We start from the raw sequence: 13,702 nt of genomic DNA, 5'->3' as shown, positions 1-13,702 counted from the left end.
CCGGGCCCTGCTCCAGTGACGGCGCCACCAAGCTTCCGTTCGTGCGGGTGTCAGTGGCTCCCGCACGGTCGGACCAGCGGTTGGCGCGCGAGGGTGCCAGTCGTGAGGTGCCGATGCGCCCGCGCGACTGGGCACGTCCTGCCGAGGTGGGTGGACCGCTGGTGGGTGTGCGAGAGGTCCGTTCGTGCGCGCGCCAGTGGCGCCGCCGCGAACGGACCAGGCACATCCGGGCGGGTGGCCCACCCGTACACGAGCGAAAATGCCCTTCGCGTGGATGCCAGTGGTGCCCCCACGAGCGGACCGCCGGTGCCCCCACGAGCGGACCGCCGGTGCCCCCACGAACGGACCGCCGGTGCCCGGGCGGATGGACCAGCGGGGCGTGCAGGAACGGGCCGCCGGTGGGTTCACGCACGGACCTGCGGCGCCTACCTGAAAGGGGCAACGGCACCAAGGCGAGTGCAAACGGCGAGCACTCAGGCCACCCGGCCGAGGCCGCTCCCGCCCCGGCCCACCCGGCCGCGCCACCCGGACCCGGGTCCACGCGACTCCAAGCCACCCGGCCCCGAGACCTCACCCCCAACCCGGCCCGTAGGCCTCACCACCGCCCACCCCGCCCCGCGGCTTCGCCCCAACCCGGGCCCGGGAGGCCTCACCACCGCCAACCCGGCCCGGAGGCCTCATCCCCACCCGGCGATGAGGCCTCACCACCCCCAGACCCACCACGCGCATAAAGTAGTCATCGAACAGGTTTCAGGAGGTCAACGTGTCCGCGGTACCGGTGATCGGGGTGCTCGCCCTGCAGGGGGACGTGCGGGAGCACTCCGCGATGCTCGAGCGGGCCGGCGCGAGAACCGTCACCGTCCGTCGCGCGTCCGAGCTCGCCCGCGTGGACGGTCTCGTCCTGCCGGGCGGGGAGTCCACGACCGTGTCCCGCCTGCTCGAGACCTTCGACCTCCTCGACCCGCTCCGCGAGCGCCTCGCCGCGGGGATGCCGGCCTTCGGCTCGTGCGCGGGCATGATCCTGCTCGCCAAGCAGGCCCTGGACGGCCGCCCCGACCAGCACCAGCTCGGCGCGCTCGACGTGATCGTGCGCCGCAACGCGTTCGGGCGCCAGGTGGACTCCTTCGAGGAGGACCTGGACTTCGCGGAGCTCACCCCGGCGGGCCCGCTGCACGCCGTCTTCATCCGCGCCCCGTGGGTGGAGAAAACCGGCGACGGGGTCGAGGTCCTGGCCACGGTGCCCGCGACCGGAAGCACCGGCGCTAGGATCGTCGCGGTCCGGCAGGGGCCGGTGCTCGCCACGGCCTTCCACCCGGAGCTGACCGGGGACGATCGGGTCCATCGCCTGTTCGTGGAGATGGTGCGGGACGCGGCGACGACGAGCGAGACGGAGGAGAGATGAGCGGCCACTCCAAGTGGGCCACCACGAAGCACAAGAAGGCCGCCCTCGACGCCAAGCGTGGCAAGCTGTTCGCGAGACTCATCAAGAACATCGAGGTCGCCGCGCGGACCGGCGGGGGCGATCCCGAGGGCAACCCGACGCTGTACGACGCCATCCAGAAGGCGAAGAAGAACTCGGTCCCGCAGGACAACATCGAGCGTGCGCGCAAGCGCGGCGCCGGTGAGGAAGCGGGCGGCGCCGACTGGCAGACGATCAACTACGAGGGCTACGGCCCCAACGGCGTCGCGGTGCTGATCGAGTGCCTGACCGACAACCGCAACCGCGCGGCCGGCGAGGTGCGCACCGCCCTGACCCGCAACGGCGGCTCGCTCGCCGACCCGGGCTCGGTGGCGTACCTGTTCAACCGCAAGGGCGTCGTGATCATGCCGAAGAACGACCTCACCGAGGACGACGTCCTGATGGCCGTCCTCGACGCGGGCGCCGAGGAGGTCAACGACCTCGGCGACAACTTCGAGATCGTCTCCGAGGCCACCGACCTGATCGGCGTCCGCAAGGCGCTGCAGGAGGCCGGCTACGACTACGAGTCGGCTGACCCGACCTTCCTGCCGTCGGTGAGCGTCCCGCTCGACGCCGAGGGCGCCAAGAAGGTCTTCCGGCTGATCGACGCGCTCGAGGACTGCGACGACGTGCAGAACGTCTACGCCAACTTCGACGTTTCCGACGAGGTGCTCGAGGAAGTCGGCGCGTGACGGGAACGTCTACGCCCTGCGTCCGATTCCGCGTTTCCGACGAGGTGCTCGAAGAGGTCGGCGCGTAACGCCTTCACCCACAAGGGCCCTCCGGTGCGCCGCGCCGGAGGGCCCTTGGCGTGCAACGGGAATTTTCCACCCACGGGGGCTGTGCCGCGCCCGGGCCGGTACGGCAGAATGCCGCCCGTGACCGAGACCCTCGCTCCCGAAGAATCCGACCTCCTCGAGTGGATCGTCAACCAGGCCGAAACCCGTGGCAACGCGGTGATCTCGGTGGCCGCGGACGACGAAGGAGCGGGTTACGCGTTCACCGCGTGCGTGTGGGCGCTGCACCAGGTGCCGGAGGCGGTCGTGGTCGGGCTGCCCGAGCAGATGGCGCCGGTGCTGCTCGACGCCTACGTCGACCGCGCCGCCAACGGGGAGAAGTTCGAGCCGGGCAAGGTCTACGACGACTTCTTCGACGGCGTGCCGGTCACCTTCGAGCGCGTCGCGAAGGGCCACTACCTCGAGTACCTCGGCAGCGCTTTCCTGGTCTACCCCGACGGCGACTTCCCGGCGCTGCAGATCATCGTCGCCACCCCCGACGGCCACTGGCCGTGGAGCGAGGGTGCGCCCGAGGGGTTCGCGCAGTGGCAGCCGGTGCTGACCGAGAGCGGCGACCCGGAGAGCTGGACCCCCGGCGTGGACGGTCCATAAAGGACGATCATCCGCCCCGGCGCGTCCTGCCGGGCCGTCGCCCCGCAGCGCGGTAGCCTCACCTCGAACGCGTGTTCGGCAGGGAGGGTGATCGGTGCGAGTGCTCGGCGTGGACCCCGGGCTGACCCGGTGCGGGCTCGGCGTGGTGGACGGCGGCACGGGCCGCACCGTCAGCTGTGTGGCGGTGGACGTCGTGCGCACCCCGGTCGGCGACCCGCTGGAGCGCCGCCTGCTCGCGGTCGCCGACGCCGTCGAGCACTGGCTGGACACCTACCGCCCGCAGGCGGTGGCCGTCGAGCGGGTCTTCAGCCAGCACAACGTGCGCACCGCGATGGGCACCGCCCAGGCCGGGGGAGTGGTGGCACTGGCCGCCGCCCGCCGCGGGCTGCCGGTCGTGTTCCACACCCCGAGCGAGGTCAAGGCCGCCGTCACCGGGTCCGGCCGCGCCGACAAGGCGCAGGTCACCGGGATGGTGACCCGGCTGCTGGGGCTCGCGCAGGCGCCCCGCCCCGCCGACGCCGCGGACGCGCTCGCGCTGGCCATCTGCCACCTGTGGCGCCAGCCGATGCGCGACCGGCTCGCCGAGGCCGAGGCACGCGCCGCCGAGCTGGCCCGGGCGCACCAGGCCCGGCTGGCCGCGGCGGCGAAGTCGGCCAATACCGTGTCCCGGACGGCCGTGACGCGGCTGAACACGCGGACACGAGGGAAGGGAGTGCGGGGATGATCTCCTCGGTGCGGGGCGAGGTCCTCTCGGTCGGTCTCGACCACGTGGTGGTGGAGGTCGGCGGGGTCGGCCTCGCGGTGCAGGCGACGCCGGCGACGCTGGCCACGCTGCGCCGCGGCGAGCAGACCCGGTTGCACACCTCGCTGGTGGTGCGTGAGGACTCGCTGACCCTGTTCGGGTTCGCCGACGCCGAGGCTCGCGAGCTGTTCGGGCTGTTGCAGACCGTCTCCGGCATCGGCCCGCGGCTGGCGCTGGCCGCGCTGGCGGTGCTCGAGCCGGACAAGCTGCGCACGGCGCTGGCCGAAGGCAACATCACCGTGCTCACCCAGGTCCCGGGCATCGGGCGCAAGGGCGCCGAGCGGCTCACGCTCGAACTGCGCGACAAGGTCACCGCGGTCGCCGGCGCCGGTGAGCCGGCCGCGGTCCCGGCCGCCGGCGCGGTGCGCGCCGAGGTCGTCGAGGCCCTCACCGGCCTCGGGTTCCCGGCCAAGCAGGCCGAGCAGGCCGTGGAGAAGGTCCTGGCCGCCGGCGGGGCCGACACCACTCCGGCCGTGCTCCGCGCCGCACTGAGCACCCTCGGCCGCAAGTGAGGCTGGTGACGCGTGCACGATGAGGACGTGACCGGACAGCCGGCGGACGAGACCCTCTCCGCGCTGCCCCAGCTGGGCGAGCGCGAGATGGAGACGACACTGCGCCCGAGCAGGCTGAGCGAGTTCATCGGCCAGCCGCGGGTGCGCGAGCAGCTGGAACTGGTGCTGGAGAGCGCCCGCCGCCGCGGTGTGCCGCCGGACCACGTGCTGCTGTCCGGCCCGCCCGGCCTGGGCAAGACGAGCCTGGCGATGATCGTCGCGGCCGAGCTGGACGCCTCGATCCGCATCACCTCCGGCCCGGCCCTGGAACGCGCGGGCGACCTCGCCGCGATGCTGTCCAACCTGGCCGAGGGCGACGTGCTGTTCATCGACGAGATCCACCGCATCGCCCGTCCGGCCGAGGAGATGCTGTACCTGGCGATGGAGGACTTCCGCGTCGACGTCGTGGTCGGGAAGGGTCCCGGCGCCACCAGCATCCCGCTGGAGATCGCGCCGTTCACCCTGGTCGGCGCCACCACCCGGTCGGGCGCGCTGACCGGTCCCCTGCGCGACCGCTTCGGGTTCACCGGCCAGATGGAGTTCTACGCCGACCACGAGCTCGACCAGGTGGTCCGCCGGTCGGCGAAGATCCTGGACATCGAGATCGACGCCGAGGGCAGCGCGGAGATCGCGCGCCGCTCGCGCGGCACGCCCCGCATCGCCAACCGCCTGCTGCGCCGGGTCCGCGACTACGCCGAGGTGCGCGTGGACGGCCGGGTCACGCTGGAGGTCGCCCGCGCCGCGCTGGCGGTCTACGACGTCGACGAGCTGGGGCTGGACCGGCTCGACCGCGCGGTGCTGTCGGCACTGGTGCACTCCTTCGGTGGCGGCCCGGTCGGCGTGGCCACCCTCGCGGTGGCGGTCGGTGAGGAACCGACGACGGTCGAGGAAGTGTGCGAGCCCTACCTGGTGCGCGCGGGTATGCTCGCCCGGACTCCGCGTGGCCGGGTGGCGACGGCGAGTGCCTGGGAGCACCTGGGGCTGCGCCCGCCCTCCCGCCCGGACCAGGCAGGGCCTACCCTGTTCGACTAACCGGGTGCTCGCCCGGGCGGTGGTGCCTGGCACACTCGAAAGAGCACATCCGGACAAAATTGGCGCGCCGGCCGCGGTCGTGGCGCCGAATGGAGAATCATGGAACAGCTTTTCCTGCCGTTGCTGCTCATGCTCGTCGTGGCGATCCCGCTGGTGATGGGCACCCGGAAGCAGAAGCGTGCCGCGCAGGAGCAGCAGAAGCTGCAGAGCAGCCTGTCCGACGGCGACCGGGTGATGACGACCTCCGGCCTGTACGGCACGGTGGCCGACACCAGCAGCGACACCACGATCGACATCGAGATCGCGCCCGGTGTCGTCACGACGTGGCTGCGCCAGGCGGTGCGTGAGAAGGTCGCGCCCGAGGTCGACGAGACCGGCGCCGACGAGGACGAGGCTGTCGTCGAGCCGGCCGAGGAGACCACCGGGGCTTCGGTGGCCGAGGCCGACGCGAAGCCCGGCCCGCAGATCGCGCCGCCGCTGGAGCACGAGAAGAAGTAGCCCGGTCCAGGGCAACCCCGGCGTCCGGCGGAGGCGCCGGGGTCGACGCCGCGTTCACAACGCGGCGAGTAGTGTCTGCGTACCGCCGCGTAGGCGGTAGTCCGCACAGTTGACCGTCGAGGAGAACCACCACCGTGGCACCACCGGCCGGGCGGATCCGCCCGGGACGCTATCTCGGCCTGTTCATCCTGATCGTGGTCGTGCTCTACGCCCTGGTGTTCTTCACCGGCGGCGGCAAGGCGACCCCGAAGCTGGGCATCGACCTGCAGGGCGGCACCCGGGTGACGCTGAGCGCGCGCACGCCGGACGGTTCGGCGCCCTCACGCGAGTCGCTCAACCAGGCCCGCCAGATCATCGAGACCCGCGTGAACGGCATCGGTGTCAGTGGCACCGAGGTCGTCCTCGACGGCAGCAACATCGTGATCACGGTACCGGGCGAGCAGGGCGACCAGGCCAAGAAGCTGGGCCAGACCGCCCAGCTGGGCTTCCGCAAGGTCCTCGACATGCAGCAGGCGACCGCGCCGCCGGCCGCGCCGCCGCCCGGTCAGGCCGAGGACCCGGCCGCGATCCAGGCCGCCAAGGCGACCCGCCAGGCGGCGGACCTGGTCACCGGCAGCGGCGACACCCTCGCCGCGGGCCCGAACGCCTCCGCGGCGCTGAGCGCGTTCACCTGCTCGACGCAGGACCCGCTGCGCGGCAACGACGACCCGAACCTGCCGCTGCTGGCGTGCGACCAGAACGGCACGGCGAAGTACCTGCTCGGCCCGGTGTTCCTCAAGGGCACCGAGATCGACAACGCGGTGTCCTCCCCGCCGGCGCAGAACAAGCCCCAGTGGACCGTGGACCTGACGTTCAAGTCCGAGGGCCGCAAGGTGTGGGGCGACTTCACCACCAAGAACATCGGCCAGAACGCGGCGTTCGTGCTGGACACCCAGGTCGTGTCCGCGCCGACGATCCAGAGCGCGATCCTCGACGGCCAGACGCAGATCACGGGCAACTTCACGCAGCAGTCCAGCAAGGACCTCGCCGACATCCTCAAGTACGGCTCACTGCCGCTGTCGTTCACCTCCTCCGACGCCACCACCGTGTCCGCCACGCTCGGCCTGGCCTCGCTCGAGGCGGGCCTCATCGCCGGCGGCATCGGCCTGGCGCTGGTGTTCATCTACTGCCTGGTGTACTACCGCCTGCTCGGCCTGCTGACCATCGTGTCGCTGGCCCTGTCCGGTCTCATCGTCTACGCGGTGCTGGTGCTGCTCGGGCGGTGGATCAACTTCACGCTCGACCTCGCCGGCGTCGCCGGGTTCATCATCGCCATCGGTGTCACCGCGGACTCGTTCGTGGTGTTCTTCGAACGGCTCAAGGACGAGATACGCGAGGGCGGGCGCAGCTTCCGCTCCGCGGTGCCACGCGGCTGGGTGCGCGCCCGGCGCACGATCCTCGCCTCGGACGCGGTCATGTTCCTCGCGTCCGCGGTGCTGTACGCCATCGCGGTCGGCGACGTGCAGGGCTTCGCCTTCACCCTGGGCATGTCGACCGTCCTCGACCTGATCGTGGTGTTCCTGGTGACGCACCCGCTGGTCGCGCTGGCGTCGCAGTCGAAGTTCCTGTCCCAGCCGAAACTCACCGGCCTTGGCGGCGTGCAGACGCTGGCCGCGCAGCGCCGGTCCGCGCGCAAGGTGCCCGCCGGCGCGGGCGCGAAGGAGTCCTGAGGTGGCTGACGAGCTGAACACCGAGACCGCCGGCGCCACGCCGGCCGCGAAGCCGGCCCGTCGGGAGAGCGTGTTCCACCGGCTCTACGTCGGCACGGGCGCGTTCGACATCGTCGGCAAGCGCAAGCGCTGGTACGTGTTCTTCGCCGTGCTCGTGCTGGTCTGCCTCGCCTCGATCGGCATCAAGGGCTTCAACCTCGGCATCGAGTTCGAGGGCGGCACGCAGATCCAGATGCCGGCCCAGGGTGCGAACGGCCCGATCACCGCCGACGACGCGAAGCGGGCGTTCGCCGACGCGCTGGGCGAGCAGGCCGAGTCGGCCCAGACGGTCGGTGTCGGCAACGCCGCCACCGTCCAGCTGCGGTCCAGCACGCTGGACGCCGACCAGGTCGGCAAGGTCAAGCAGTCCCTGTTCGACGAGCTCAAGCCGCTGGGCAGCAACGGCCAGCCGAGCGCGCAGGCCATCAGCGACAGCGCGGTGAGCGCGTCCTGGGGGCAGGAGATCTCGCGGCAGGCGCTCATCGCGCTCGGGGTGTTCATGGTCCTGGTGACCGTGTTCCTGGCGATCTACTTCGAGCGGTGGATGGCGATCACCGCGCTCATCGCGCTGGTGCACGACATCCTCGTCACCGCGGGCATCTACTCGCTGGTCGGGTTCGAGGTGACCCCGGCGACGGTGATCGGCCTGCTGACGATCCTCGGCTTCTCGCTGTACGACACCGTGGTGGTGTTCGACAAGGTCAAGGAGAACACCCGCGGCATCCTCGGCCTGACGCGGCGCACCTACGGCGAGACGGCGAACCTGGCGCTGAACCAGACGCTGATGCGGTCGATCAACACGTCGGTCATCGCGCTGCTGCCGGTGCTCGGCCTGCTGATCGTCGGTTACATCCTGCTCGGCTCGGGCACGCTGCAGGACCTGGCGCTCGTGCAGCTGACCGGCATGCTCGCCGGTGTGCTGTCGTCGCTGTTCCTGGCCACGCCGCTGCTGGTGGACCTCAAGATGCGGGACCCGAAGTACAAGCAGCAGGCCGAGCGGGTGCGGGCGCGCCGCGCGAACCAGGCCCGCAAGGCCGCCGAGCGGGACGCCGACTTCGACGCGGCCGACGACGAGGCGCTGGACGCCGAGCTGCGCAAGGAGAAGGCGTACGCGGCGGCGGCGAGCGTCCCGGCGCGGACGCCGAAGGCGCAGCCGCGGCGCGGGCGGCCCTCGGGCAAGCGGAAGCGCTGAGCGGGGTGGAGCTGGAGCGTGCTCTCGGCCTGATCGCCGAGGTGCCGGACTTCCCCGAGCCCGGCGTGCTGTTCCGCGACCTGTCCCCGCTGTTCGCCGACGCCGACGGGTTCCGCGCGGTGGTCGACGCACTGGCCGCGACGGTCGACCCCGCGGTGGACCTGCTGGCCGCGGTGGAAGCGCGCGGGTTCCTGCTTGCCGCGGCGGTCGGCTACGCGCGCGGGCTCGGCGTGGTGCTGGTGCGCAAGCCCGGCAAACTGCCGAGCGTGGCGGGCCGGGTGGACTACGCGCTGGAGTACGGAACCGCGACGCTGGAGCTGCCCGCGGGCGTCGTGGAGCCCGGCCGTCGCGCGGTGGTGATCGACGACGTGCTCGCGACCGGTGGCACCGTGGCGGCGGCGTGTGAGCTGCTGGAGAAGGCCGGTGCCGAGGTGGCCGGGGTGTCGGTGGTGTTGGAGCTGGCGGCCCTGGCGGGGCGGTCGGTGCTGAGCGGCCGCACAGTGCGCTCGCTGCTCGCGGTCTGACCGGCCGGTGCGCCCGGCCACCGGCCGGGGAACACACGGGCGCCCTGACGCTGGTTCTCGTGCCCGGCGTGGCCTGGTCGGGGCTGCTTCCGGTGGCGTGCGCCTTTGGCGCTTCGGGTCGTTCGGGCTGCCGAGGTGACCGTTGGGCGCGTCCGGTGGTCCTTCGGCGCGGCTGGGAACAACGAGGCCACCCCCGGGGTTACGCTTGGTGGTCTACAGGCCGCGCGATCAGCAGGAGGTGGGCTTGAGCCAGGAGCTCGGGAGCCCCGCACCCGCTCGGGAGACCGCCGAGAACCGCGGCGCCCAGCCGCAGGGCGTCACCAGGGCCCCGTCCGCGACGCGGCGCGTCCGCGCCCGGCTCGCGCGCCGCATCACCGCGCAGCGCGCCGCCCCGGTCAAGCAGGTCCTCGAACCGCTCGCCGCGATCCACCGCGACCTGCACCCGAACGCGGACCTGAGCCTGCTGCAGCGCGCCTACGACGTGGCCGAGGAGCTGCACCGGCACCAGCGGCGCAAGTCCGGCGACCCCTACATCACCCACCCGCTCGCGGTGGCGACGATCCTCGCCGAGCTGGGCATGGACACCACGACCCTCGTCGCGGCGCTGCTGCACGACACGGTCGAGGACACCGGCTACTCGGTGGAACAGCTGACCGCCGACTTCGGCGACAAGGTCGCCCAGCTCGTCGACGGCGTCACCAAGCTGGACAAGGTCAAGCTGGGCACCGCGGCCGAGGCCGAGACCATCCGCAAGATGGTCATCGCGATGGCCCGCGACCCGCGCGTCCTCGTCATCAAGCTCGCCGACCGCCTGCACAACATGCGCACCATGCGGTTCCTGCCGCCGGAGAAGCAGGTCCGCAAGGCCAAGGAAACCCTCGAGGTCCTGGCGCCGCTGGCGCACCGCCTGGGCATGGCGACGGTCAAGTGGGAGCTGGAGGACCTGGCGTTCGCCATCCTGCAGCCCAAGAAGTACGACGAGATCGTCCGGCTCGTCGCCGACCGCGCCCCGTCGCGGGACATCTACCTGCGCAAGGTGATCGACGAGCTGACCGGCGCGCTCGGCGGCTCCCGCATCACCGCGAAGGTCGAGGGCAGGCCGAAGCACTACTACTCGATCCACCAGAAGATGATCGTCCGCGGCCGCGACCTGGACGACATCCACGACCTGGTGGGCGTGCGCATCCTCGTCGAGGACGTGCGGGACTGCTACGCGGCCATGGGTGTCGTGCACGCGCTGTGGCAGCCGATGCCCGGCCGGTTCAAGGACTACATCGCCCAGCCGCGCTTCGGTGTGTACCAGTCGCTGCACACCACCGTCATCGGTCCCGACGGCAAGCCGCTCGAGGTGCAGATCCGCACCTACGAGATGCACCACACGGCCGAGTACGGCATCGCCGCGCACTGGCGGTACAAGGAAACCCGAGGCACCCACAGCAGTTCTCACGGCACCGCCGTCGACATCGACGAGATGGCGTGGATGCGGCAGCTGCTCGACTGGCAGCGCGAGGCGGCGGACCCGGGGGAGTTCCTCGACTCGCTGCGCTACGAGCTCGCCGCCCGCGAGATCTTCGTCTTCACGCCCAAGGGCGACGTCGTGACGTTGCCGGTCGGCGGCACACCGGTCGACTTCGCCTACGCCGTGCACACCGAGGTGGGGCACCGCTGCATCGGCGCACGCGTCAACGGCCGGCTCGTCGCGCTGGAACGCAAGCTGGAGAACGGCGACGTCGTCGAGATCTTCACCTCCAAGGCGGAGAACTCCGGGCCCAGCCGCGACTGGCTGACCTTCGCCAAGTCGCCCAAGGCGCGCGCCAAGATCCGCCAGTGGTTCGCGAAGGAACGCCGCGACGAGGCCATCGACGCGGGCAAGGACGCGATCACCAAGGAGGTCCGCAAGGTCGGGCTGCCGCTGCAGCGGCTGGTGTCGGCGGAGGCGATGGGCGCGCTGGCGGCCGAGCTGCATCACTCCGACATCAGCTCGCTGTACGCCGCGGTCGGCGAAGGGCACGTCAGCGCGCGGCACGTCGTGCAGCGGCTGGTGGCGTTGATCGGCGGTGTCGAGGAGGCCGAGGACGAGCTCGCGGCCCGGTCCACGCCGTCGACGGTCACCCGGCGCCGGGCGGCCAACGACGTCGGCGTGGTGGTCAAGGACGCGACCGACGTGTGGACGAAGCTGGCGCGCTGCTGCACCCCGGTGCCCGGCGACGAGATCCTGGGTTTCGTCACCCGCGGCGGTGGCGTCAGCGTGCACCGCACGGACTGCACGAACGCCGAGGACCTGCGCGCCCAGCCCGAGCGGCTGGTCGAGGTGGAGTGGGCGCCGTCGGCGAACTCGGTGTTCCTGGTGTCCATCCAGGTCGAGGCGCTCGACCGGCACCGGCTGCTGTCCGACGTGACGAAGGTGCTGGCGGACGAGAAGGTCAACATCCTGTCCGCGTCGGTGCAGACCTCCCGGGACCGGGTCGCGGTCAGCCGGTTCACCTTCGAGATGGGCGACCCCAAGCACCTGGGCCACGTGCTGAAGGTGGTCCGGGGCGTCGAGGGCGTCTACGACGTCTACCGCGTCACGTCGGCCTCGTAGTCAGCCAGGGCGAGGGCGCAGCCGAGGGTGGCGGCTTCGGCCTGCGGGAGTGAGGTCCAAGGCCCGGCCCGCCGCGGCGCGCGGCTCCGGTGGCGTGCCTCACGGCGCCGGCCCGGCGGTGCCCTCTACTGTCGGCGCATGGCATCTGGGCTGGAGTTCGCCCGCGACGGGGCAGTGGCCACGCTGACCTTCGCGCGGCCGGAGAAGAAGAACGCGATCACGCACGACATGTGGGCGGCGATCCCGGACGTCGTGGGGGAGGTCGAGGGTGATCCGGCGCTGAAGGTGCTCGTGCTGACCGGCGCGGGGGCGGACTTCTCGGCCGGTGCGGACATCAGCGAGTTCGGCAGCCTGCGCTCCACAGCGGACGGCGCGGCGGCCTACGACAAGGTCGTCGAGGGCGCCGTGACCGCGCTCGCCGGCATGACCAAGCCGACCGTGGCGAAGATCCGCGGCAACTGCATCGGCGGCGGCTGCCAGATCTCGGTCGCCTGCGACTTCCGCTTCGCCGACCCCGGCGCCCGTTTCGGGATCACCCCGGCGAAACTGGGCATCGTCTACGACTTCCGCTCCACCCACCAGCTCGTGTCGCTGATCGGGCCCGCCCACGCGCGGTACTTCCTGCTGTCCGGTCAGCTGATCGACGCCACCCGGGCCCGCGAGATCGGCCTCGTCAACGACGTCTCCGACGACCTCGACACCACCGTGGAGCAGTTCACCGCCACCCTCTGCTCCCGTTCCCAGGCCTCGATCCGCGGCATGAACCGGATCATCGGCAAGATCCTCGACGGGCGGTCCGAGACCGACGACGAGGTCGAGGCGATCCGGCTGGCCGCCATCCACGGCGAGGACTACGCGGAGGGCGTCGCCGCCTTCCTGGACCGCCGCCCGCCCAGGTTCACCGCCTCCTGACGCATCGCGGCCTCCGTCCGAACCGGACGGAGGCCACCGGACGCGTCAGCCGATCTGCACCGCGGTGAACTTGACCTCCATGTTCGGCTTGCCGCCACCCGGGCTCGGGTCGAAGCTGCCGTCGTGCCCGGCGCGGGCGACCTTGTCGAGCACCGCGAGGCCGGCGTCGGAGATCGAGCCGAACACCGTGTAGTCGGGGCTCAGCTCGGCGGCACCGTAGACCATGAAGAACTGGCTGCCGTTGGTGTTCGGGCCGGCGTTGGCCATCGCCAGCAGCCCGCGGCCGTACTTCAGTTCGGGGAACGTCTCGTCGGCGAACGAGTAGCCCGGGCCGCCGCTGCCGGTGCCCGTCGGGTCACCGCACTGCAGCATCATCAGGCTCGCGTCCGTGCCCAGACGCGCGCACGCGGTGTCGGTGTAGAAACCCTGCTGCGCCAGGCTGAGGAAGCTGTTCACGGTGCACGGCGCGAGCGCGCGGTCCAGCGTCAGCGGGATGTCCCCGGCGGTGGTCTTGAACGTGACGTTCACCGTCCCCGTGGACGGGATGTTCTTGCCCTGCGGCGGGGTGTTCGGCTTGGCGGCGGGCTGGTCCGGCGTGGCCGGGTACTCGCACTGCACCGGGTTCGCCAGTGGTTTCGGACGCTGCGGCACCGCCGCGCGCTGCGTCGGGATGTTCAGCTCGGTGGCGGACGGGGCCGTCGTCGGGGACGCCGCCGCGCCGCCGTCGTCGCCGCCCTGGGTCGCGAAGAACACCACCAGCCCGGCGACCACCACCACCGCGCCGACGGTCGCGCCGACGCCGACGATCTTCCGGCGCCGCGCCTGCTCGGCCCGGCGGGCCATCTGCCGCTCGAGCTTGCGCTTCGCGGCCTCACGGCGCTGCTGGTTGGTCGCCACCTGCCCTCCAGAATCCACTCGACGTCACCGACCGGGTGGCGGCAGTCTATGGGCACAGCCTGTAAGGACCCTGTACAGCCCCGGTTAGGGTGGTGTGCCGGACATCCCGGGCGCG

Annotated in this window: 13 protein-coding genes; 12 read left to right on the top strand and 1 reads right to left on the bottom strand. The window is 71.8% G+C overall.

Annotation, left to right across the window (positions count from 1 at the left end; translation table 11 throughout):
- Nucleotides 1-763 precede the first annotated feature (763 nt).
- The 12 genes from pdxT to FB470_RS29565 all read left to right on the top strand — a co-directional run bounded on the left by pdxT (nt 764) and on the right by FB470_RS29565 (nt 12,690).
- Nucleotides 764-1,402, top strand: coding sequence for a pyridoxal 5'-phosphate synthase glutaminase subunit PdxT (gene pdxT / locus FB470_RS29620; protein ID WP_306996742.1), 639 nt, complete (start codon nt 764-766; stop codon nt 1,400-1,402).
- Nucleotides 1,399-2,151 carry a YebC/PmpR family DNA-binding transcriptional regulator gene (locus tag FB470_RS29615; protein ID WP_306996739.1) on the top strand — a complete coding sequence of 251 codons (753 nt, stop codon included), beginning with the start codon at nt 1,399-1,401 and terminating at the stop codon, nt 2,149-2,151. The genes pdxT and FB470_RS29615 overlap by 4 nt, the downstream gene beginning before the upstream one ends.
- A gap of 177 nt (nt 2,152-2,328) precedes the next feature.
- Nucleotides 2,329-2,847 (top strand): DUF4262 domain-containing protein, encoded by a 519-nt coding sequence (locus FB470_RS29610; protein ID WP_306996737.1) that lies wholly within the window; start codon nt 2,329-2,331, stop codon nt 2,845-2,847.
- A gap of 94 nt (nt 2,848-2,941) precedes the next feature.
- Nucleotides 2,942-3,571, top strand: coding sequence for a crossover junction endodeoxyribonuclease RuvC (ruvC, locus tag FB470_RS29605; protein WP_306996734.1), 630 nt, complete (start codon nt 2,942-2,944; stop codon nt 3,569-3,571).
- Nucleotides 3,568-4,161, top strand: coding sequence for a Holliday junction branch migration protein RuvA (gene ruvA / locus FB470_RS29600; protein WP_306996732.1), 594 nt, complete (start codon nt 3,568-3,570; stop codon nt 4,159-4,161). The genes ruvC and ruvA overlap by 4 nt, the downstream gene beginning before the upstream one ends.
- A gap of 87 nt (nt 4,162-4,248) precedes the next feature.
- Entirely contained in the window at nt 4,249-5,232 is a 984-nt protein-coding gene (gene ruvB, locus FB470_RS29595) for a Holliday junction branch migration DNA helicase RuvB (RefSeq protein WP_306999550.1), read from the top strand.
- 99 nt (nt 5,233-5,331) lie between these two features.
- Entirely contained in the window at nt 5,332-5,730 is a 399-nt protein-coding gene (gene yajC, locus FB470_RS29590) for a preprotein translocase subunit YajC (protein WP_306996730.1), read from the top strand.
- A gap of 134 nt (nt 5,731-5,864) precedes the next feature.
- On the top strand, nt 5,865-7,439 hold the full coding sequence (secD, locus tag FB470_RS29585) for a protein translocase subunit SecD (protein WP_306996728.1): 1,575 nt from the start codon (nt 5,865-5,867) through the stop codon (nt 7,437-7,439).
- A 1-nt stretch (nt 7,440) separates the two neighbouring features.
- Nucleotides 7,441-8,670 carry a protein translocase subunit SecF gene (secF, locus tag FB470_RS29580; RefSeq protein ID WP_306996726.1) on the top strand — a complete coding sequence of 410 codons (1,230 nt, stop codon included), beginning with the start codon at nt 7,441-7,443 and terminating at the stop codon, nt 8,668-8,670.
- A gap of 5 nt (nt 8,671-8,675) precedes the next feature.
- On the top strand, nt 8,676-9,194 hold the full coding sequence (locus tag FB470_RS29575; protein WP_306996724.1) for an adenine phosphoribosyltransferase: 519 nt from the start codon (nt 8,676-8,678) through the stop codon (nt 9,192-9,194).
- A 244-nt stretch (nt 9,195-9,438) separates the two neighbouring features.
- On the top strand, nt 9,439-11,778 hold the full coding sequence (locus tag FB470_RS29570; protein ID WP_306996722.1) for a RelA/SpoT family protein: 2,340 nt from the start codon (nt 9,439-9,441) through the stop codon (nt 11,776-11,778).
- 138 nt (nt 11,779-11,916) lie between these two features.
- The gene (locus FB470_RS29565; protein ID WP_306996720.1) at nt 11,917-12,690 is read left to right on the top strand and encodes an enoyl-CoA hydratase/isomerase family protein; all 774 of its coding nucleotides are present in this window, start codon (nt 11,917-11,919) and stop codon (nt 12,688-12,690) included.
- A gap of 45 nt (nt 12,691-12,735) precedes the next feature.
- Here the strand turns inward: FB470_RS29565 and FB470_RS29560 are convergent, their stop codons facing one another.
- Nucleotides 12,736-13,587: a peptidylprolyl isomerase gene (locus tag FB470_RS29560; RefSeq protein WP_306996718.1), complete on the bottom strand. Its 852-nt coding sequence runs from the start codon at nt 13,585-13,587 to the stop codon at nt 12,736-12,738.
- Nucleotides 13,588-13,702: the final 115 nt, after the last annotated feature.

The organism is Amycolatopsis thermophila (assembly GCF_030814215.1).
Classification (GTDB): Bacteria; Actinomycetota; Actinomycetes; order Mycobacteriales; family Pseudonocardiaceae; genus Amycolatopsis_E; species Amycolatopsis_E thermophila.
Note: the sequence above shows the minus strand (reverse complement) of the source record. Positions and strands in the feature narration are given on the sequence as shown.

What these genes read in the sequence shown, in the direction of transcription:
- FB470_RS29565 (WP_306996720.1), top strand. Translation starts at nt 11,917, where the DNA reads ATGGCATCTGGGCTGGAGTTCGCCCGCGACGGGGCAGTGGCCACGCTG.
- ruvA (WP_306996732.1), top strand. Translation starts at nt 3,568, where the DNA reads ATGATCTCCTCGGTGCGGGGCGAGGTCCTCTCGGTCGGTCTCGACCAC.
- FB470_RS29610 (WP_306996737.1), top strand. Translation starts at nt 2,329, where the DNA reads ATGCCGCCCGTGACCGAGACCCTCGCTCCCGAAGAATCCGACCTCCTC.
- yajC (WP_306996730.1), top strand. Translation starts at nt 5,332, where the DNA reads ATGGAACAGCTTTTCCTGCCGTTGCTGCTCATGCTCGTCGTGGCGATC.
- ruvB (WP_306999550.1), top strand. Translation starts at nt 4,249, where the DNA reads ATGGAGACGACACTGCGCCCGAGCAGGCTGAGCGAGTTCATCGGCCAG.
- FB470_RS29615 (WP_306996739.1), top strand. Translation starts at nt 1,399, where the DNA reads ATGAGCGGCCACTCCAAGTGGGCCACCACGAAGCACAAGAAGGCCGCC.